The organism is Olleya sediminilitoris, from assembly GCF_016785945.1.
Classification (GTDB): domain Bacteria; phylum Bacteroidota; class Bacteroidia; order Flavobacteriales; family Flavobacteriaceae; genus Olleya; species Olleya sediminilitoris.
In genome coordinates this window covers 122,364-144,732 of the sequence record NZ_JAEMEF010000006.1, presented here as the reverse complement: position 1 = coordinate 144,732, position 22,369 = coordinate 122,364, and the positions used below count along the sequence as shown (strand labels likewise).

Below are 22,369 nucleotides of genomic sequence, written 5' to 3'. Positions count from 1 at the left end.
TATTTACACAATAGTAGACATAGAAACCACAGGTGGTAAATTTAATGAAGAAGGCATTACAGAAATTGCTATATATAAATATGATGGTCATGAAGTTGTGGATCAATTTATAAGCCTTGTTAATCCTGAACGTGACATACAACCCTTTGTCGTTAATCTTACTGGTATTAATAGTAAAATGTTACGTAATGCTCCAAAGTTTTATGAGGTCGCAAAACGTATTGTAGAAATTACCGAAGACACCATTTTGGTAGCTCATAATGCACAATTTGATTATCGTATTTTAAAAACAGAATTTAAACGTCTAGGTTTTAAATACGAACGTCAAACGTTATGCACTGTGGAGTTGTCTAAAGATTTAATTCCTGATATGCCAAGTTATAGCTTAGGTAAATTAGTGAGATCTTTGGGTATACCAGTAACAGATAGACATCGTGCATCTGGTGATGCTTTAGCTACTGTTAAACTATTCAAATTACTACTTAACAAAGACACTAAAAAAACTATAATAAAGGATTCAATTAGAAAAGAACCTAAACGTCAAATGGAACCTCGTTTGATAGATATAATAGATGGTTTACCTTCTAAAACAGGTGTATATTACATGCACAAATCTGATGGAGATATTATTTACATTGGTAAAAGTAAAAACATAAAAAACAGAGTAAACCAACATTTTACTGGTCACACACCTAAATCTAAAAAAATACAAGCTCAGGTTACTAATGTGACTTATGAAGCTACCGGAAGCGAACTTGTTGCGCTTTTAAAAGAAAGTGAAGAAATTAAACTAAACAAACCAATCTTAAACAGAGCCTTGCGTAAAAGTAAATTTACACATGCTTTATATAGTTTTACAGATCATAATGGTTACATCAACTTAACCATTGATAAAGCTGATGGACGTAAACCACATATTACTACATTTAATACACGACAAAGTGGTCGTCATTTTCTAGAAAAAATGGTCGAACAATTTAACTTATGTCAAAAATTAAGTGGTTTGTATAAAACAAATACAAGTTGTTTTCAATATGAAGTAAAAAATTGTGAAGGTGCTTGTATACAAAAAGAATCTCCTGAAAATTATAACAAACGTGTCCAACAACTCATTGACAAATACAGTTATAAAAACAAAAACATGATAATTGTGGATCAAGGTCGTGAGGTAGATGAGAGAAGTGCTATTTTAATCCAAAACGGAATTTTTAAAGGCTTTGGCTTTTATAATTTAAATCATCAAATTAATAATCCAGAAATATTAGAATCTATTATCACACCAATGGAAAATAATAGAGACCAACAGCATATAATACAAAGTTATATGCGTAAAAATAAGCGACTAAAAATTATCGAATTATAATGAAAAAAATCCTATTGCTATTATGTCTTTCAATTTCAATTCAACTTACTGCCCAAAATAAATTTAACTCCAAAAGCTTCTCTATTAACATTAATGATCTAAAAATTAACTCTTATAGTAAAGACTCTACTGCTAATGCATTAGTCATTTATGAATATGGGAATAGTTATTTTGATGATGAAACTTTTAACCTAAAAACAGAAATTAAACGTAAGATTAAGATTTTTAATAAATCTGAAAGTGATTATACCACAAAAGAAATTGGCATTTATATTAGTGATAATAGGGCAAAAAGAACTAAAATTGAAAACCTTAAAGCTTCAACTTACAACTTAGTAGATGGAAACATAATAGAAACTAAACTATCTGAAGATCAGATTTTTGAAGTAAAAGAAGACAAAAACCATTCTACATTAAAATTTACACTTCCAAATCTACAAGATGGTTCTGTAATAACCTACAGTTATACAATAGATACACCTTTTATTTATAAATATCATAATTGGGCTTTTCAAGAAGACATACCAGTATTATACAGTGAATATAATACTAGTATTTTTGGAAACTACAACTATAATCTAATTCTTGTAGGAGAAAAAAAATTAGATATAAACGAATCATTTGTAAAGAAAAATTGTTTTAAATCTCAGGGTATTACAACTGCTAGCTGCTTAATATCTAAATATGTTATGACTGACATTCCTGCTTTTAAGGAAGAAGATTACATGACCTCAAAGAATAATTACATTTCGAAACTAAAGTATGAATTAAAGGAAATACACCAACTTGATGGAACTGTTGATAAAATAACAAAAACCTGGAAGGATACTGATAAAGAATGGAAAACAAATAATGATTTTGGCAGACAAATACTTAAAACTAATTTAGGTAAAGATTTACTTAGCGATGATATCAAATCTATTTCAGACCCTCTAGAAAAAGCAAAAGCTATATACAGTTACGTTCAAGGTAATTATGTTTGGAATGATAAGTATAGAATCTTTTCTGATGTCTCTGTAAAAAACTTAATAAAAAATAAAACCGGTAATGTTTCAGAGATAAATATTTTATTAAATACTTTATTAAACCAAAATAATATTAAATCTAAACCAGTAATTTTATCAACCAGAAGTAATGGTTTTATTACAAAATTGATCCCTATTCAATACGATTATAATTATATGGTTGTTGAAGCAAATGTTAATGGTAAATCCTATTTATTAGACGCAACTAGTCCTTATTTAAGTTTTGGCATGATTCCTTTTAAATGTTTAAATAGTTACGGAAGACGTATAGATTTTAAAAATGGTAGTGACTGGGTAGATATAAAACCAGGTATTAAAACAAGTTCTCAACATCTTATTAAATTAAAAATAGATCAAGAAAAAGATCAGTTACTTGGCTCAATAAAATCAAAATATTTTGGTTATCATGCGTATCCTAAAAGAAAAAAATACTTCTCTAACTCTAATTACTTAAAAAATTTAAAGGATAAATATCAAAACTTTGTTATTGATAGCTTTAATGTTGCTACAACCTCTAAATCTGAAAATACTTTTAATGAAAGCTTTAATTTTATACAACCAGAATTAAATACTATTGATGGCAAAATATATTTGGATCCATTTGTAATTAAGCATCTTAAAAAAAATCCATTTAATTTACAAGAAAGAACTTATCCTGTTGATTTTGGATATAAAGACAGCTTTATTTATGCTTTTGAAATAGACTTAGAGGGTAAATACAACGTGATTGAAAAACCAAAAGATATCACTGTTAAACTTCCTAACAATGAAGCAAGTTGCGTATTTATATCAAACGTTTTAAATGATAAACTAATTCTTTCTTTTAGAGTCTTGTTTAACAAATCTATATACCAACCTAATCAGTATGAATCCTTAAAAAAATTAATGAACTACGTTGTGGATGTACAAACTAAAACTCTAATTGTATTAGAAAAAAAATAACTTGTCATAATTTAGTATTTTTACACCATGAATACAGCTAATCAAACTAAGACCTGGAAAGAAAAACTTCATGAAATTATTTATGAGGCAGACACGCCTTCGGGAAAATTATTTGACGTTGTATTACTTGTATTAATTTTAGCAAGTATTGTATTAGTAATGCTAGAGAGTGTCAAAAATATTGACGCTAAATACCATAATGCACTGTATATAGGAGAATGGATAATCACTATTTTTTTTAGTATTGAATATATTTTACGAATTATAACCGTTAAAAAACCCTTCAAATATATTTTTAGCTTTTATGGTATTTTAGATCTATTATCCACAATACCAATGTATATATCTTTTGTTTTTGCTGGATCACATGCTTTAGTTACTTTAAGAGCTTTACGACTATTACGTGTCTTCAGGATTTTAAAATTAGCTAGATATTTAGGTGCTTCAAACCAATTAAGGGACTCTATAATAGCTAGTCGCGTTAAAATATTAGTCTTTTTATTTGCTGTATTAGTTTCTTCTGTAATTTTCGGGACAATTATGTACCTTGTAGAAGGTGAAGAAAATGGCTTTACTAACATCCCTAAAAGTGTATATTGGTGTATTGTAACCCTTACAACTGTTGGTTTTGGTGATATAGCACCTCAAACAGCTTTAGGTCAATTTATAACTACAATAATCATGATTTTAGGATATGGTATTATAGCAGTTCCAACAGGAATTGTGTCTGCTGAGTATTCTAGAAATATGAAAAAATCTGATGATGAAAAGTTAAAAACTACTGAACCAAAAATTAACTTAAACACACAACGTTGTTCTAATTGTCATGAAAACAACCATGATGATGATGCTTATTTTTGTAAAGTCTGCGGAAACAACTTACATTAAATCTATCTAAGACCTTTTAAAAGTGAAACACACTAACAAGTATTTAATATCTATTGTTGGACCAACTGCTATTGGTAAAACTGCACTTAGCATTAAATTAGCTAATTATTTTAATACTGAAATAGTTTCAGCAGATTCAAGACAATTTTTTAAAGAAATGAGTATTGGTACTGCTGCTCCTACAACTCAAGAGCTAGCTGCTGCTAAGCACCATTTTATACACAACAGATCAATTACTGAAGATTACAATGTTGGAACTTTTGAAAAAGAAGCTATAAGCTGCATACAAAACCTTCATCAAACAAATAATATTGTAATTATGGTAGGTGGTTCTGGTTTGTATGTTGATGCTGTTATAAAAGGTTTAGATTATTTTCCTGAAGTAGATAAAACTATAAGAACACAATTAAATACTCAATTAGAAACAGAAGGACTTGAGATACTTCAACTTAAACTAAAAACCTTAGACCCAATAGCCTATAATACCATAGCTGTAGACAATCCACAACGTGTGATTAGAGCTTTAGAAATCTGCATTGGTAGTGGTCAACCTTATTCTTCTTTTTTAAATAAAGATAAAACCAAACGATCATTTACAAGCATAACCATAGGTTTAGATGCAGATAGAGAAATTATTTACAACCGCATAAACCAACGTGTGGATATTATGATAGATAATGGTTTATTAGATGAAGTAAAAGCATTACTACCTTACAAAAACCTAAATAGCTTAAATACGGTTGGTTACAAAGAAATTTTTAATTATCTGGACAATACATGGACTTTAGACTTTGCTATTTCTGAAATCAAGAAAAATTCTCGTCGTTTTGCTAAAAGACAATTAACATGGTTTAGAAAAAAACAAGATACATTGTGGTTTGATTACCTTACGCCTATTGAAACTATTACTTCTAAAATAGAAACTATTATAAACAAAAAAAATCCAGCTGAATAGCTGGATTTTTTAATATAAATAAACCTTGATTAGGCATCTTGATTTACAACTAACCTAAAACCTTCACCATGAATGTTTAAAATCTCAACATTTGGATCTAATTTTAAATACTTTCTAAGTTTAGCTATATAAACGTCCATACTTCTAGATGTAAAGTAATTATCATCTCTCCATATTTTTGTTAAAGCTAACTCACGAGGCATTAAATCGTTTTCATGTAATGCTAACATACGTAACAATTCGTTTTCTTTAGGTGACAATTTAACTTGCTCTCCTCCATTGTAAGTTAAAAATCTAAGTTTTGAATTTAAATCAAAACCTCCTATTTTAAATTCAAATTGTTTGCTATCTGCAACAGTATCGTTAGCTTTACGTTGCATGATTGCTTTTATTTTCATTAGTAAGACTTCACTATCAAATGGCTTATTTAAATAGTCGTCTGCACCAACTTTATAACCTTTAAGCACGTCTTCCTTCATCGCTTTTGCTGTTAAAAATACGATTGGAATATCTGCATTTTTCTCTCTAATTTCTTTAGCTAAAGTAAATCCATCTTTATATGGCATCATGACATCTAAAATACATAGATCAAAATCACCACGTTTAAATTTTTCAAAGCCTTCCATACCATTTTTAGCATGAGTAACTTCGTAATCATTCATTGATAAATAATCTTTTAAAACGGTTCCAAAATTTGGATCGTCTTCGACTAATAATATTCTCTTTAATTGTTCTTCCATAATGTTACGAGATTAACGGAAGCTTTATTGTAAAAGTACTTCCTTTTTCTTTTTCACTTTCTACTGATATATGACCATGATGGTCTTCTACGATTCTTTTAACGTAAGCTAAGCCTAAACCATGACCTTTTACGTTGTGTATATTCCCTGTGTGTTCTCTATAAAATTTTTCAAAAACACGTTTTTGAGCGGTTTTACTCATACCACTTCCGTGGTCTTTAATATGTACTAAAATATTGTTTCCTGCTAACTCAGTTGTAACAATAATTTTTGGTGCTTCTGGAGAATACTTGATGGCATTATCCAAAACATTAACTAAAACATTGGTAAAGTGGGTTTCGTTAGCTAATACAGAAGACTTTTCAGCATTGATGTTAGTCTCAATGTGACCTCCTCTATCTTCTACTATTAGCTCCACATGAGTTATTGCGTCTTCTACTAAGTCGTTAAGCTCTAGTGGTTCCTTACTAATATTTAGTTCATTTTTTTCAAGTTTAGATATTCTTAATACATTTTCTACTTGAGCATGCATGCGTTTGTTTTCATCTTTAATCATTCCTAAATAGCGTAAAACCTTTTCTTTATCGTCTATTATTTTAGGATTTTTAATCGAGTCTAACGCCAAATTGATTGTTGCTATTGGTGTTTTAAACTCATGCGTCATGTTATTTATAAAATCTGTTTTAATTTGCGAGATTTGACGTTGTCTAATTAATTGGTATAATGCACTTGAATAAGCTATTATAATAATTAATGTAAAAATTATTGACAATGTTAACATGGTTAACACAGATGATAATATAAATTTATTACGTTCCGGAAAATTTACTAAAAGCCTGTAATTGCTACTATCGTTTTTATTGTAAAAAAAAGGAACACTAAATGTAGATGCTTTGTTTTGCGGAAGCTCAAAGTTTTCTGTTTTAACTTTTGTTGCTAAATCATTACTATATATGGCAAACTCATAATCAATATTAATGTCATCCTCTATCAGTTTTAATGCTAAAAGTCTATCAACTTTTTCAACTGTAACACGTTTATGTATTGGTTTTAAGTAAGCTTTATCTTTATATACTGACTCAAAAGCAAGATGAGTTGTCTCATTAACTTTACTTAATTTAGAAAGCATGGTTGATAGGTTTTTACTCCCATCAATCGAGTTATTTTCTACAGTTTCAGTTTCACGTTTTTGTAAAATTCTTCGGACGTTTAAACTATCTAAACCTATGTCAAAGAGCGATGACGACACTTTAAAGTTTTCTTCTAAAATACCGTTTCTGTAAATAATAGTTTCATTGGTTTCTGGACTATCTTCTTTTAAATAAATATTTATTATGGCTGTAGTATCATTAACGTTAATGTTACCAGTACTCAATAAATCATTAAATTTTTGTAAGTAGTCTTCTTTTTCTTCATTCTCAATTGTTTGAGAGACATAACTTAAAGCTTTTTTAACATTAAAGTTAAATTGCTTTTCTGTATTCTCTAGAGAATTATTGATATAATAAGCTTGCACTAAAATAATACCAATTAGAGAGCAGCTCATTAAAATGACCAATACAAGAAAAATCCTTTTATTCATCAGCCAAAATTAAGATTTTAACATTAACAAAACCTTGCTTTTAACCTTACATTAACAAAAACGTTAATTTTTAAGGATTTGTTATTCTTTTTAAGATTTTTTTGTGGACTTTTCCTACCTCAAGCTTTGTTGTTTCTAGGTTTGTGTTATTAATTACAAAATCTGATAATTCGATTTTTTGATTATCCGACCATTGGTTATTCATAATAGCTTCTACTTTTTCTTTAGAAGAACTATCCCGTTTTAGCACACGTTTTAACCTCACCTCTTTTGGGGCTACTACAGTAATAATGTAGTCATATTTTTTATAGCTTCCGTTTTCAAAAAGTATAGCAGCTTCGCTAATAACATAAGCTGTACTTTGCTTTTTTACCCAATTTGCAAAATGTTTTGCTACTTTTGGATGTACTATAGCATTCATTTGTTGCAATAAATCTTGGTTACTAAAAATTTGGCTTGCTATAAAAGGTTTGTTTAGTTTATCATCAATATAGGCTTGTTCTCCAAACAGCTTAATTAGTTTTCTTTTAATTATTTTAGAACGATTCATTAGAGCTTTAGCTTCAGTATCTGCTATATATATAGGGACGCCTAATTTTTTAAAAAAATTAGCGACTGTAGTTTTACCACTACCTATACCTCCTGTTAAACCTATAATTTTTGGTGTCATTGTTTTATAATAAACTCAATTTTTTGTTGTAATAATCTTACGTTTTTAACACCTTCAGGTTGTTTTACTATTATTGGTGTTAAAAAAGCATCATCAATAGCCTCTTTATAATCACATATAATTTTAAAATCTGTTGCTGTAATGTTATTAAAATTTTCTAAACTGGTTGCATAACTTATTGAAATCTGTTTAGGAAAATAATTAATACGTTTTCCTTTAGGACTATTTAAAATTTCAATTGGAAGTTGAACTATTCCTTCTGAAAATTTAGAAACTCCTAACTCAAAATTCACTTCTTTAACATTAGTTTTAACTTGGTTACCTAAACTGTCTAAGTTAAGTAGCAGTGCAATATTTACATCTGTTTTAATATCGTTTAATTCTAAAGATTCTGTATTAATAACTTTTACTTTATCAAGTATTGTTTTTGGTCCAATTAATTTTACACTATCAGGTAAAGTTTTAAAGGTTTCTAATGTATTGTAACCTTCTGCAAAATTTACAGTAGTATTTAATTGTACTGGTACATATTTAATATTATTAATATCATACTTAAATAACAAGGTATCAGGATTGATACTTATTACCTTTTTTTGTTTGTTAAACTGATTATTGATATTAGAAAAACCTCTAGAAACACTCCATATTAAAGAAGAATCTATTTTTACTACATCTGTCTTGAAATCCACATCTAATTTAGGTGTATTGATAGCGTATCTAAGCCAGTTAAAACCGTAGGTTTCCATAGTAATATTAAGCTTTAATTGGTCTTTGTTTAAAACCACAAAAGTATCGTCTACATTAATTGGATTAACTTCAAACGGAATAGTAGCTGTGTAAGATTTGGATAATTTTGTTAAAATTAATATTGAAAATGATAACACAAAAAATAGTAAAAAAACGTTTAGCTTTCTACTTTTAAACAATCCTAAAATTTTATGTTTAATATTTTGTTTCATTTAATTCTTGAAAAACAAATGTGGAAAAAGTTGCTCTGGTGTTTCTTTTTTTAAAGTTAACATTATTGTTGATTTAAAAAAACCATAACCATAACCTAAAAATTGAATGCATACTGCTAATATAGACTGAACTGCTATAATTATACTTTTTGTTTTAGCTAAAGCTGAAATAAATATCATTATAAAGTATCCTATTACCATATAAATTGGCCAATAAAAATTAAACATAGTCAATATTAAAGCTATTAAAACACTAAAACAAAACACAGTAGGAAACCAATAGGTTATCTTTTTAGTTTGAGGATGCCATTTATTTAATATTGGTCTTACAGAGCCAAACTTATTGACTTGCTTATAGAATTTAGACCATGAAATACGTCTTTTATGAAACACATAGGCTTCTGGAATTAATTTTGTTCTATAACCTAAATTCCATAATCTAATGGATAAATCTGGATCTTCTCCTGGATGTATGTTTCCAAAACCATTAGTAGCCTTAAAAGCTTGTTTAGACAATCCCATATTAAAACTTCTAGGCTGAAACTTGTCTAAACTTTTTTTATTTCCTCTAATCCCTCCTGTTGTTAATATGGATGTCATACTAAAATCTATAGCTTTTTGAAGATTAGTAAACGATTGATGTGCACCATCTGGACCACCAAAACAATCTACAAAATCTTGTTTTAAACTATTTTCAACTTGAGTTAAATAGTCTTTAGGTAATAAACAATCACTATCTAAAATAATAAAATAATTACCTTTTGCTTTTTGCATTCCGTAATTTCTAGAATCTCCTGGACCGGAATTAGGTTTAAAATAGTAGGATATATCTAATGTATCGGAATATTTTTCAACTACATCTTTAGCTGTAATAGAAGAACCGTCTTCTATAATAACAATCTCATAATCAACCACTGTATCTAATTTTGAAAAACTTAATAAAAGCTCTTCTATTTCATTAGGACGATTATAAACTGGGATAATAAAAGAAAAATGTAGTTTCATATCACAAATGTAAGTTAATCATATAAAAAAAGCCACCAATATAGGTGGCTTTTAATGGTATTAAAAATTAAGGTTAGTTCTTAATAATTTTAATTGTTTCGGTAGTATCATTAATAGTTACTTTAACAAAATATGCACCTGAATCTAAATTAGCCATATCTACAGTGCTATTAAAACTGTTTGGTGAGTTTCTGTAAACTTCTTGACCTAACATATTATAAACACTAACATTTGAAATCTCTTTTTGAGCTTTTAAGTTTAAACTATTACTAACTGGGTTTGGATAGTAGGTAAATAATGATTCTTTTCTAAAGTCTTCAGTACTTAAACTTAAATCTTGTAAAGTTGCAGTATCTGATGTATTAACATTAATTCTAAAAGAACCTTCAGCATTATCTATAGTTCCACTATTATGAGCTACATTTACCCAATACTGTGTACCTGCAGTTGCAGAAAAAGAATATGATTCACCATCACCTACAAAACCTGAATCAGAATTCCCAACACAAGTAAACGCTCCACAATCTCCTGATAACACTGTAATTTCTGGATTCCATCCAACTATATTAGATATTGCTACATCAATTGTACCTGCATCAGCAATTTTAAAAGTATACCATACACCATCATTAGCAGATCCACATCCTGTTTCAATAATAAACCCATCATTATTTGTTGCATTTGTTGCATCTTGGGTATCACCATTATTAAACTGTGTAATTGTAATTGCATTTGCACAATCATCGTTTATTGGTGGACATAAATTAGTAAAATTACCTAAACTAACATCACATACTGCACTAGATCCATGTTGTAATGTTAATGCTACACTACTACTATCTGTATAAGGACCAACTGTATACACACCTAAAGCAGTTACTGGTGTTGTCGTTGAACCATCAAATATTGAAGGAGAATCACTACCTAAGTCAGTAACATCTACATCAATATAAAACTCAAAGTTTGCACAATCAGCAACTACCGTTGCTGATCCTGCTGGAGGAGCACAAGTTATATCATCAATATTAACATCCACATCCATAGTTACACCATAACTAGAACTATTACATGGATCAGTAGCATCTGAATTTGTATAATCAGTTACTATTCGCATTCTATGTATCCCTAAAGTTGCTGTCTCAGACAGCATAAATGAAGCATCTAAAATATCTGTACCTGTATCTCCATCTGGAGACACACCTGTGTACATTAATTCTGAAGCATCAAAAACAAAATCATCATTAAAATCAATCCAAATATTTGTACCGTATGCATAGTTAGTCATAAATGTAATTACCACATTTGCAGATATACCTTGACCTAAATCAACTGGAGCACCAGTAAAATCTTCATATGAAACATCACCTGCACTGACAAAATCTGTAGTGGCAACTTGTAAATTACCAATACCCGAACCATCAATACTTGAAGGTACAGATTCACAATAACACATAGCAGCAATAGTTGTATAAGTATTTTCAACACAATCAATAGCTGGACCAAATATATTATATGGTATTAAAGTATAATAATACGTAGTATTTGATGTTTGATTTTCAACTTCATAACTTACCACGTCTCCTACATTCACATCATCTAGAATATCATTCCCTCCAGATGTTGTTCCTACTGTTAAATTATAACCTTCGGCTTCAGCTACAGCATCCCAAGTCAGTATTGTGTTAAAAATACCACAAGTTGAATTAGGTGTAGCCATTACATTTTCTGCGCAATCTGGATTAGCTGGTAAATTGTATTCTGCTAAACAAAACGACAATGGATTAACATCTGGTGCTCCAAAATCATAAACCTGGATTATAAGATCTTGACCTAGAGTCCAACCTGATAAAACATAATCATCACTAGCAAATGTTGCAGCACAAGTTATTTCATTACCTGTTGAAGCATCACGAATTACAACCCCTGGACTACCTCCTCCATCATTCCAAATTAAAGCATCAGAAGTTGAAGTCCAAGATAAAAATATATCCTGCCCTGTATTTGTTGTGTTACATGTACCGTCTAAACCACTATCTGTATAACCTGAACTAAAATTATAAGAAAACGTATAATTTGAAGTATCACATGTAGAACCTTCTGCGGATGGCGTAAATGCTATTGGGTTTGAGAAATTATCACCTTCTAATGCTGTCAATTTTGCAACACCTAACCTATCAGAAGTGTCCTCAAACATTGTTTTGGTAGTACTATCAATGTATACCATTAAATCTTGACTATAAAAAAAGTCATTATATGAATCTATTGGCAAAATAGTTTGCTGAGTATTTCCAACACCAACTTGCAATTGAGCAAAAGTATAAACTGCCGAAAATAATATTAAAAATAATAAAGTATTTTTCTTCATATTAAATTGTAGTGTAAGTTAATTATTTTTTAAAAGTATTGAAATATTGACAACAATAGAATGCATACACTACTAAATCGATAAAACACACCAAAGAATGGTTATAATACCTGGATCATAACATTAACAAAAGACATTAAACTAAAAAAGCCTTACAAAACTGTAAGGCTTTTAAATACTAAATATTCAATATATTATTTATCTTGACCTTCTACAAATGCATTCATAACCGCATCACTTACTCCCATGTTACTAAAACCTCCATCGTGGAATAAGTTTTGTAGTGTCACACGTTTAGTTAAATCACTAAATAATGATACGGTATAGTTAGCACAATCTAAGGCTGTTGCATTACCTAAAGGAGACATTTTTTCCGCGTAAGCGATAAACCCATCAAAACCTTTAACTCCACTACCTGCAGTAGTTGGCGTTGGTGATTGTGAAATTGTATTAACACGTACTTTTTTGTCTCTTCCAAAAAAGTAACCAAAACTACGAGCGATACTTTCTAAATAAGCTTTATTATCTGCCATATCGTTATAATCAGGAAAGACACGTTGTGCAGCCATATAAGTTAAAGCTACGATACTTCCCCATTCATTCATTGCATCTTGTTTATATAAAGTCTGCATTGTTTTATGAAAAGACATTGCTGATACGTCTGTACCTTTTTGTGTCCAAGCATAATTTTGATCTGTATAATGTTTACCTTTTCTAACATTAATTGACATACCTATAGAATGTAATACAAAATCTATTTTACCTCCTAAAATCTCCATAGATTTTTCAACAAGATTTTGTAAATCTTCTTCACTTGTTGCATCTGCAGGTATAATCTGTGATCCAGTTTTTTCTGCTAAAGCATTTATTTGTCCCATACGCATTGCAACTGGTGCATTGGTTAAAACAAACGTACCTCCTTCTTCATGAACACGTTCGGCAGTTTTCCAAGCAATAGAATTTTCATCTAATGCTCCAAATATAATTCCTCTTTTTCCTTTTAATAAATTGTATGACATAACTTATAGTTTATCAGTTAAGTTGTTAGTTTATTTTAATATCTTTCAAAGATAGTATTTAATATGTTTTTATTTCGCTTTCGCGGAAATTAAGCCTCTAATTTAATAATTGTTTGGCATGTGCAATTGCCGAATCTGATAGTTGACTTCCGCCCAACATTTGTGCAAGTTCAACAACACGATCATCATGATTTAACTTAATAAGATTAGTTGTTGTTACCTCATTAACATCTTTTTTATACACTTTGTAATGTGTATTCCCTTTTGCTGCAATTTGAGGTAAATGTGTAATACTAAAAACTTGCATTTTAGTACTCATTTGTGACATTATATCAGCCATTTTATTAGAGATTTCTCCAGATACACCTGTATCAATCTCGTCAAACATAATAGTTGGTAATTTGACGTATTTAGATAAAATAGATTTTATGGCCAACATGATTCTAGACAGCTCACCACCTGAAGCTGCTTTTTTAAGAATATTAAATTGACCTCCTTTATTTGCAGAAAACAAGAAGTTTAAATTATCCTTACCATTATTTAGATACGTATTAGAAGCTAGCAAACTAATATCAAATTGGGCATTTGGCATACCTAATTGACTTAAAATTGCTTCTAATTGCTTTTTTAATTCTGGAATTGCCTTATTACGTTTATCAGTAATTTGTTTTGCTTCAGTATTTAAAATCTTTTCTAATGCAGCAATTTCATTTTCTTTAGCTAAAATATCTTGATCTGCATTTTCTGTAGCTTCAACTTTTTTAGATAAATTGTCTCTAATAATTATTAATTCTGCTACTGTCTTTACTAGATGTTTTTGCAACAAATTATTTAGTATCGTTAGTTTACCACTAACCACTTCTAACCTATTAGGGTCTGCATCTAAATTCCCTTCAAATCGTTCAATATCTACTAAAACATCGTCTAAATCAATCAAACTACTTGTTACTCTGTCAAGAATACCTTGGTAGCTAGAGGATATTGTTGCTAATTTTTGTAATGCTGTTTTAACCTCTCTTAAAGACGTTAAAACACCTTTTTGTTCTTCATTTAACAGTGCATTGGCTTCCTCTAACTTAAGCTGAATATTTTCTACATTACTTAATAATTCATATTCTTCTTCTAAAGTTTCTAACTCATCTTCTTTTAGGTTAGCTACTACCAATTCGTTTAATAAAAACGAATTGTAATCGTGCTCTTTAGTCGCTTCAGCTTGAAATTGTAATAATTGTTTTAATTCCTTTTTTAAAACTTTATGTTGTTTTAAGTAAGTAGCATAAGTCAACAAATTAGTGTCTGTTTTTGCTAAAGCATCAATCACCTGAAATTGAAAAGCATCATTTACCAATTGCATGGTTTCATGCTGAGAATGTATATCTATTAATTGTTCACCTAATGCTTGAAGACTAGATAAGTTTACAGGCGAATCGTTTACGAAGGCTCTAGATTTTCCTGATGGTAAAATTTCACGTCTAATTATTGTCTGCGTTTCGTAATCTAAATCTTGTTCTTTAAATAAGGTTTTAAGTTTATATTTTGAAATATCAAAAGTAGCTTCAATAATACACTTATTTTCAGGGTTACGTAAACTTGACAAATCAGCTCGTTTACCTAAAATTAAAGAAAGGCCTCCTAATAATATAGATTTTCCTGCTCCAGTTTCACCTGTAATAATGGTAAAACCATCGTTAAAGTTAACCTGAAGTTGATCTATTAATGCGTAGTTTTTTATTGTTAATCCTGTAAGCATTCTTAAAGTGAAAAGTTAAAAATTAAAAAGTGAAAAGTTTTGGTTTTTCGCTTTTTAAGAATGAAAATAATTTAAGTCTAAAATTTTATATTTCTCCATTTAGAAGAATGTATTGGCGCCACTTTGTTAAGTGTTTCTATTAAGTCTGCGATATCAACACTTGGACCATCAGAAAAAATTTGTTCTATTTCTTCTGCTTTAGCATCAAAAAACACACGTAATAAATACGAGTTTGGGCGTCTTCTATTCATATCCTTGAAATAAGACAAACTAGATGCTATTTTGTTTTTAGCTTCTTTTTGATTAACACTCATGGCATCCAAACCAAGTCTATGATAGTCATATAAAACGGTTCTAAATTCTTTAAAAGTTGGTGATAATAAATTGTCTATTAACGCAAATCTACTTTGCAAACCATCTGCTAACTTCCATCCTGCATAATTTTCTTGCTGTGAAAAGTTAACAATGTTTTGTGCTTGCTCAAAATACTTACTACCACCTTGTTTTTTAAAGGTTTCTGCATCCATCCCTAAAATCATATTAACATGAAAAGCTAAAACAGATATTAAATTAGAGGCATACTGTGTTTCATTATATATAAGGTTTTGAAACTCGATATACTCAAACGTAAAATTTTTATCGTTAATATTATATACTGGAGTTGTATAACTTGAACCAAAAACTGGTCTTGACGATTGTATTTGCAATGTTGCTTTATAGTTGTTACCTGAATACTCACTAATATTTATTACAAAATTACAATCTATACGCTCTTGAGGTTTAACCTTTATATCTGTCCATTGTGTATTAGATATAAATTCTTTCAGTTGTTTTTCAAGTGTTTTAAATTGTTGTAAGTTTTCATTACCTGTTTGCTGTGCATTTACAACGACAGTAGCATTTAACTCTTGTGCGTTGATTGAAACACTAAAACAAAATAAAAATAAGAATAAAAAATTACGCATTTAGTGTATTTATTATAGTATTAAAAAGGTCTTTAGCAACTTCAGCTTTAGATTTCAACTGGTAAACAGTAGCTTCTTCGTCTTTATTAATTAAAGTTACTTTATTTGTATCAGACTTAAATCCTGCACCTTTATCGTTTAACGAATTTAAAACAATTAAATCTAAATTCTTCTTTTTAAGCTTCAATTTTGCATGCTCAAGCTCGTTATTAGTTTCTAAAGCAAAACCTACAAGAAACTGCTTGGTTTTAATTTGACCTAATGAGGCTAAAATATCTTTTGTTTTTTCTAACTCTAAAGTTAACGTTGAAGTTTTCTTTTTTATTTTTTGAGTAGCGATATTTTTTGGTCTATAGTCTGCAACCGCAGCAGACAATATAGCAATATCAGATTTATTAAAATGAAGGTGAGCAGCATCATACATTTGTTGTGCACTTACCACAGGAATAACTTTAATTAAGTTATGATTAACCGTTTGATGCGTTGGACCAGAAATTAAAACAACATTTGCTCCTAAATTAGCTGCTGCTTTTGCAATTTCAAACCCCATTTTTCCAGAGGAATGATTACCAATAAATCTTACAGGATCTATAGCTTCATAGGTTGGTCCAGCTGTTATTAAAACGGTTTTGTTTTTTAAAGGCAAACCGTTAATGATATCTTTTTCTATAAACGAAACAATATCTTCTGGTTCTGCCATACGACCTTGACCAACAAGTCCACTAGCTAATTCTCCTGAAGTAGCAGGAATCATAACATTACCATAGCTTTTAAGTGTTTCAAAAGAATGCACTGAGGATGGATGAATATACATATCCAAATCCATTGCTGGTGCAAAATACACTTTACATTTTGCCGATAAATAGGTTGCTAATAAAAGATTGTCACAAGTACCATTTGCCATTTTTGACAATGTATTTGCTGTTGCAGGAGCAACAACAAAATAATCTGCCCAAAGTCCTAATTCTACATGGTTATTCCACATAGCATTATCATCATCATCGTTAGTAAATGTTGAATGAACAGGATTTTTGGATAGTGTAGATAGTGTTAACGGAGTAACAAAATCTTTAGAAGCAGGTGTCATAACGACTTTTACGTTGGCACCTGCTTTTATGAATGCTCTGACTAATGTAGCAGTCTTGTAAGCAGCAATACCAGCACTGACGCCTAATAGTATATTTTTGCCACTTAATATAGACATAGTTTTAGTCTTTTTTATCTTGCTCTGTATTTCTGTGGTAGATTTTGTCATCTAACCATTCTTGAACTGCTAAAGCATGAGGTTTAGGTAATTTTTCGTAAAACTTAGAGACTTCAATTTGTTCTTTGTTTTCAAAAATTTCTTCTAAACTGTCATTATAAGTAGCAAACTCTTCAAGCTTTTCAATTAATTCCTTTTTAATTTCAGAATTAATTTGCTCTGCTCTTCTAGAAATAACTGAAATTGCTTCATAAATGTTGTTTGTTGGAGCATCAATTGCATTTCTGTTATAAGTAGTCGTTGATAACGGAGCGTCGATTTTTTTTAAATCCATAATATATATTAGCTTTTGGTACTATATTGTTGTAATTGTTCGTTTAAATCTTCAGCCATACTATCTGCTTCTTCCAAAAATTCTAATTCACCTTTGGATTTTTTGTAGCTATTATAATATGTGATTGCTGTATTTAACCTTTCTTCTTTTTTACTTTCTACACTTTTCATTGCTAACTGATAAGCAGAATCAAATCTGTAAAACAACGCTTTTTCACGTAAGGTTGTTCCAGGAAAATCTGCTATAAAGTTATTAAAAGCACTTATTGATGCTTTAAAGTCAGAAATATGATTGTATTGTTTTGCAATACTGTAAGCTTTAAATTCTAGTCTGTATTCTAAATCTTTTACCAATTCGTTAATTTTTGGCATGTGCTCTGACGTTGGATACAGGTTTGCAAATAATTGTAATTTTTCTAATGCGTGATTTGTATCGTGTTGTTCTTTAGAATATACAGGTGCTAAATCTGCATAACTAATTGCGCTTTTATAATAGGCTTCTTCCACCTTTTCACTTTTAGGATATGATGAAGCAAAACGCTCAAACTTATAACCTGCTAAGTATTCTTGACCTGTTTGAAAATAGCAATCTGCATCTAAAAACATTAATTTTTCTGCTTGAGGCTTACCTCTATATGCTGGTAAAATTTGTTCAAATAAGCGACTAGCTTTATTAAATTTTCCTTCATTATATAGTTGTTCTCCCATTTTAAACTTAACAGCAACGTCTTCAGACTTTAAAGCCTTTTGATAATCACTACAAGAAGTAAAAACTAAAAATGTAATTAAGATGTAAAATAAATTCTTCATAAAATTTTAACGAAGCGCAAAAATACGCTATTTAAATGGATTTTAAAAATATAATTTAGTTGCTAAATTAATTGAAGATATCAAGTTTGATATAGGTTTAAGTATAATTTAACTTTTATCAAAATTTGACAGGAACGCCTCAATACTTTTTTGTAACTGATCTGTTGCAGGAACTAATGGTAATCTAACTGTTGTAGCACATAAATTTAATTGGCTTAACACAGCTTTTACTCCTGCTGGATTGTTTTCGGCAAAAATTAAACTTACAATGTCCATCATTTTAAAATGCAAATCATAAGCTTCTTTTGCTTTACCTTCTAAACCTAGGTTTATCATTGTAGAAAATGCTTTTGGTAAAGCTTGACCTATTACAGATATTACTCCTGCTCCACCTGCTAAAACAACTCCTAAAGCTAAATCGTCATCTCCTGAAATAACTGAAAAATTCTCAGGTTTATCTCTTAATAACTGTAAATATTGTCCCATATTGTTTCCTGCTTCTTTTACAGCCACAACATTGTCAAAATCTTTTGCTAAACGCAACGTCGTCTCTGGAGACATGTTTTTTGCTGTACGTCCAGGTACATTATATAGTATAACTGGTACTGGACAAGCTTCTGCTACTACTTTAAAATGCTGGTAAAATCCTTCTTGTGTTGGTTTACTGTAATATGGAGCAACGGATAAAATTCCTGCGAAAGCAGACAAATCTGTATTTTCGATTTCTTCTACAACTGCTACTGTATTGTTACCTCCAATACCTAAAACTAAAGGTAAACGTCCTTTATTGTATTTAATTATTGCTGTAACTATCTCTTTTTTTTCCTGTTTGGTAACTGTAACGCTTTCACCTGTTGTACCACTTATTACTATATAATCTGTACCATTGGTAATGTTGTATTCTACAATGTTTTCTAGCGCTTTGTAATCGACCGTTAAGTCATCATTAAAAGGTGTTACAATTGCTACTCCTGTGCCTAAAAAAGGGTTATTCATTACTTTAATTTATTTAATATGTTTAGGTATTTTATTAATTCGGTTTTGAAAACGGATTTATCATTAATGTTTACATTAATAATTAAATCGTTTAATTCAGGATTTGTGTTATTTAAACCAACTTTTAGGGTTGCATTAGTAGCTGCTGTTGCAACTTGCAATGCTAAATCATTGGTTTGATACAAGTTAATTAACAAATCAAAAGATGTATTTACAAAATCCTTAGCTATTTGCGATTTAAATTGACCATTCCAGCTCAAATCCTTTTTTGCAAAGGTATTTGTAAAGACAGAAATTTCCTCTTTTTTGGGATTAAAATATGATAAAATTTTTAATTGATTTTGATTGACTTTTAGGCTTTGTGCTAAATTATTAATCCACTCTATATCAGTAAACTCATTATTATCTACCAGTACACCAATGCTATTAATTTTGTTGTCATTAGGCTGTACTACTCTGTTTAGTACAGATTTCTTAACATACTTTTTATTAGATTTGTCTATAAATCTTTTTAAAATCATCTATCTTTATTCCTTTGTTACAAATGTAATGATTGTAACTAAATATTGACTTTAAATTATTCAACTTTAAATATGAATTTAAGACCACTTTTATTTTTGCTTGCTATTATGTCTTTAGCATCCTGTAAGCAAGAGACTTTCAGTTTAACTAAAATTGAAGGAAAACAGATCCCAATTACGGACTCTATTGCTATTGATAAAGGCATAGACTCGATAATTAAACCTTTCCGCGAAAGCGTTAATAAAGACATGAATGCTATACTGTCTTACGCACCTGAAACATATAGCAAAAATGATGGAGACTTAAACACAGCTATAGGTAACTTAATGGCTGATGCTGTATTGACGCAAAGTGACCCAATTTTTAACAAACGCACTGGTCATAATATAGATATGGTTTTACTAAATCATGGTGGTATACGATCTATTATATCTAAAGGAAATGTAACGACTAGAACTGCTTTTCAGATTATGCCTTTTGAAAACAGTATTGTTGTTGTTGCATTAAAAGGACAACAAATTGATAGCCTAACAGACTACTTAAGTAAATCTAAGCGTCCACATCCTATTAGTGGATTGCAATTAACTTTAGACAAAAACTATGCTATTACTGAAGCTTTATTAAATAATGAACCTATCCAAAAGGATAAGACCTATTATGTTGCTACTAACGACTATTTATATAATGGTGGTGACCGAATGCGATTTTTTAAAACCAATGATAGTCTTTATGTTTTAGATTATAAAATAAGAAACGCTATGATAGACTACTTTAAAAGTGTAGACACTATCAAACCTGTAATTGACAATAGATTTATCCAAACTAAATAACTAAACATGAAACGTAGAGACTTTATACAACAAGCAACAGCAGCTACTGCTTTAATTACAGTTGGTGGTTATGGATTACAATCTTTTGCAACAACTGCCAATACTAAAAAAATCACCATTTTACACACTAACGATGTGCATAGTCACATTGATGCTTTTGGTCCTGAAGATGGACGAAATGCTAACAAAGGTGGTGTTGCTAGGCGTGCTACTTTAATTGAAAATATTAGAAAAGAAAACCCTAATACCTTATTACTTGATGCTGGTGACATTTTTCAAGGTACACCATACTTTAATTATTATGGAGGAGAATTAGAATTTAAACTAATGAGTCGCTTAAAATACGACTTAGCTACTATTGGTAATCATGATTTTGATAATGGTATTGATGGATTATATGCACAATTACCACATGCTAATTTTGGTTTTGTATCTGCTAACTATGACTTTAAAAATACTGTTATGGATACGCATGTTAAACCTTATCAAGTCTTTAAAAAAGAAGGTTTAAAAATAGGTGTATTTGGGTTAGGAATACAATTAGATGGTCTTGTTGATAAGTCTATGTATAAAGAAACAGACTATTTAGATCCTATTGAAACTGCGCAAGAAATGACAAGAATCCTTAAAAAGGATGAACAATGCGATTTAATTATTTGCTTGTCTCACTTAGGATATAACTACAAGAAAAATCCAGACAAAATAAGTGATCTTAACTTAGCCAAAAACACTAAAGACATAGACTTAATTATTGGTGGTCACACACATACTTTTTTACCAAAACCTACAGTTGCACAAAATATTGATGGCAAAAATGTATTAGTAAACCAAGTTGGTTGCTACGGAATTAATCTTGGTAAAATTGATTTTTATTTTGAATCTGATAACACTAAAAAAGCGGAAGGAACCTCAATAATTGTTTAACGCCTTAAAGCTTGTGGTGATCCTAATGGTGGATTGTTTTTTATTTTGATATACTCGTATAAAAAATAAAATCCAACTGCCATTAGTGAAGAATATATAACTTGTAGTAATTGTTGAGACGAAATAAACAAATAAGCCACCTGAACCATTTCTGAAAAAACAATACAAACACTAGCTAAAAACAGGAATAAACCAGGTTTAGTCTCGTGATATAAATAATGTATTAACGATAATGATAATACTAGTAATATTAATACATTATAGGTAACCTCGATTAAAAAATCTAATGAATATACAGATATATCTTCATCTTGCATGATCATTTGATTTAATACATATATAATGTAAGCATTAAACACTAACAATACAATAATATGTATTTTAAATTCTTTTAATAATGGTTTCAATTTAATGTCTTTAACAAAAAAGACTATTAATGCAATGTAGGCTATAATTACTAAGATATTTGCAAAATAGTAAGCCATAGCGTTACTAGTGTCAAAGACTATTTTTAAAAACTCT

The 22,369-nt window shown here is 29.7% G+C and carries 21 protein-coding genes; 6 read left to right on the top strand and 15 right to left on the bottom strand.

The window, feature by feature from the left end; genetic code table 11:
* The first annotated feature begins 1 nt into the window (after window position 1).
* Genes JAO71_RS09045 through miaA form a run of 4 tightly spaced genes read left to right on the top strand, consistent with a single transcriptional unit; the run spans window position 2 to window position 5,173 of the window.
* On the top strand, window positions 2-1,363 hold the full coding sequence (locus JAO71_RS09045) for an exonuclease domain-containing protein (protein ID WP_028291420.1): 1,362 nt from the start codon (window positions 2-4) through the stop codon (window positions 1,361-1,363).
* Window positions 1,363-3,330 (top strand): transglutaminase domain-containing protein, encoded by a 1,968-nt coding sequence (locus JAO71_RS09040; protein WP_116822484.1) that lies wholly within the window; start codon window positions 1,363-1,365, stop codon window positions 3,328-3,330. The genes JAO71_RS09045 and JAO71_RS09040 overlap by 1 nt, the downstream gene beginning before the upstream one ends.
* A 27-nt stretch (window positions 3,331-3,357) precedes the next feature.
* Entirely contained in the window at window positions 3,358-4,218 is an 861-nt protein-coding gene (locus tag JAO71_RS09035; RefSeq protein ID WP_028607151.1) for an ion transporter, read from the top strand.
* 22 nt (window positions 4,219-4,240) lie between these two features.
* On the top strand, window positions 4,241-5,173 hold the full coding sequence (miaA, locus tag JAO71_RS09030; RefSeq protein ID WP_203000345.1) for a tRNA (adenosine(37)-N6)-dimethylallyltransferase MiaA: 933 nt from the start codon (window positions 4,241-4,243) through the stop codon (window positions 5,171-5,173).
* Between the two features lie 29 nt (window positions 5,174-5,202).
* On the opposite strand, the gene JAO71_RS09025 is transcribed toward miaA, so the two are convergent.
* The 14 genes from JAO71_RS09025 to JAO71_RS08960 all read right to left on the bottom strand — a co-directional run bounded on the left by JAO71_RS09025 (window position 5,203) and on the right by JAO71_RS08960 (window position 20,092).
* A complete protein-coding gene (locus tag JAO71_RS09025; RefSeq protein WP_028291416.1) occupies window positions 5,203-5,913 on the bottom strand; it encodes a response regulator transcription factor in 711 nt (236 codons plus the stop codon).
* A gap of 4 nt (window positions 5,914-5,917) precedes the next feature.
* Window positions 5,918-7,459 (bottom strand): sensor histidine kinase, encoded by a 1,542-nt coding sequence (locus JAO71_RS09020; RefSeq protein ID WP_236011224.1) that lies wholly within the window; start codon window positions 7,457-7,459, stop codon window positions 5,918-5,920.
* Window positions 7,460-7,565: 106 nt separating this feature from the next.
* Entirely contained in the window at window positions 7,566-8,165 is a 600-nt protein-coding gene (gene coaE / locus JAO71_RS09015; RefSeq protein ID WP_116822482.1) for a dephospho-CoA kinase, read from the bottom strand.
* Window positions 8,162-9,124 (bottom strand): CdaR family protein, encoded by a 963-nt coding sequence (locus JAO71_RS09010; protein ID WP_028291413.1) that lies wholly within the window; start codon window positions 9,122-9,124, stop codon window positions 8,162-8,164. Before JAO71_RS09010 ends, coaE begins: the two co-directional genes overlap by 4 nt.
* The gene (locus JAO71_RS09005) at window positions 9,125-10,129 is read right to left on the bottom strand and encodes a glycosyltransferase (protein ID WP_116822481.1); all 1,005 of its coding nucleotides are present in this window, start codon (window positions 10,127-10,129) and stop codon (window positions 9,125-9,127) included.
* A 73-nt stretch (window positions 10,130-10,202) separates the two neighbouring features.
* On the bottom strand, window positions 10,203-12,494 hold the full coding sequence (locus JAO71_RS09000; protein ID WP_203000343.1) for a T9SS type A sorting domain-containing protein: 2,292 nt from the start codon (window positions 12,492-12,494) through the stop codon (window positions 10,203-10,205).
* Window positions 12,495-12,688: 194 nt separating this feature from the next.
* Window positions 12,689-13,513, bottom strand: a complete 825-nt coding sequence (locus JAO71_RS08995; RefSeq protein WP_028291410.1) for an enoyl-ACP reductase FabI — start codon at window positions 13,511-13,513, stop codon at window positions 12,689-12,691.
* Between the two features lie 97 nt (window positions 13,514-13,610).
* A complete protein-coding gene (gene recN / locus JAO71_RS08990; RefSeq protein ID WP_203000341.1) occupies window positions 13,611-15,263 on the bottom strand; it encodes a DNA repair protein RecN in 1,653 nt (550 codons plus the stop codon).
* Between the two features lie 77 nt (window positions 15,264-15,340).
* Complete coding sequence (gene porD / locus JAO71_RS08985) at window positions 15,341-16,228, bottom strand: type IX secretion system protein PorD (RefSeq protein ID WP_028607144.1); 888 nt, start codon at window positions 16,226-16,228, stop codon at window positions 15,341-15,343.
* Entirely contained in the window at window positions 16,221-17,432 is a 1,212-nt protein-coding gene (gene coaBC / locus JAO71_RS08980) for a bifunctional phosphopantothenoylcysteine decarboxylase/phosphopantothenate--cysteine ligase CoaBC (protein ID WP_116824478.1), read from the bottom strand. Before coaBC ends, porD begins: the two co-directional genes overlap by 8 nt.
* 4 nt (window positions 17,433-17,436) lie before the next feature.
* Window positions 17,437-17,766 carry a DNA-directed RNA polymerase subunit omega gene (locus JAO71_RS08975; protein WP_054850701.1) on the bottom strand — a complete coding sequence of 110 codons (330 nt, stop codon included), beginning with the start codon at window positions 17,764-17,766 and terminating at the stop codon, window positions 17,437-17,439.
* Window positions 17,767-17,774: 8 nt separating this feature from the next.
* Entirely contained in the window at window positions 17,775-18,575 is an 801-nt protein-coding gene (locus JAO71_RS08970) for an outer membrane protein assembly factor BamD (RefSeq protein ID WP_054850700.1), read from the bottom strand.
* 108 nt (window positions 18,576-18,683) lie between these two features.
* Window positions 18,684-19,571, bottom strand: coding sequence for a 4-hydroxy-tetrahydrodipicolinate synthase (gene dapA / locus JAO71_RS08965; protein ID WP_203000339.1), 888 nt, complete (start codon window positions 19,569-19,571; stop codon window positions 18,684-18,686).
* On the bottom strand, window positions 19,571-20,092 hold the full coding sequence (locus JAO71_RS08960) for a DUF6913 domain-containing protein (RefSeq protein WP_028607141.1): 522 nt from the start codon (window positions 20,090-20,092) through the stop codon (window positions 19,571-19,573). The genes dapA and JAO71_RS08960 overlap by 1 nt, the downstream gene beginning before the upstream one ends.
* A gap of 72 nt (window positions 20,093-20,164) precedes the next feature.
* Here JAO71_RS08960 and JAO71_RS08955 point away from each other — a divergent pair, with 72 nt between their 5' ends.
* Both JAO71_RS08955 and JAO71_RS08950 read left to right on the top strand, forming a co-directional pair.
* Window positions 20,165-20,923, top strand: a complete 759-nt coding sequence (locus JAO71_RS08955; protein ID WP_028607140.1) for a 5'-nucleotidase C-terminal domain-containing protein — start codon at window positions 20,165-20,167, stop codon at window positions 20,921-20,923.
* A gap of 6 nt (window positions 20,924-20,929) precedes the next feature.
* Window positions 20,930-21,847: a bifunctional metallophosphatase/5'-nucleotidase gene (locus JAO71_RS08950; RefSeq protein WP_116822475.1), complete on the top strand. Its 918-nt coding sequence runs from the start codon at window positions 20,930-20,932 to the stop codon at window positions 21,845-21,847.
* Here the strand turns inward: JAO71_RS08950 and JAO71_RS08945 are convergent.
* Window positions 21,844-22,332 (bottom strand): hypothetical protein, encoded by a 489-nt coding sequence (locus JAO71_RS08945; RefSeq protein ID WP_203000337.1) that lies wholly within the window; start codon window positions 22,330-22,332, stop codon window positions 21,844-21,846. The two genes, JAO71_RS08950 and JAO71_RS08945, sit on opposite strands and share 4 nt — an antisense overlap.
* Between the last annotated feature and the right edge of the window lie 37 nt (window positions 22,333-22,369).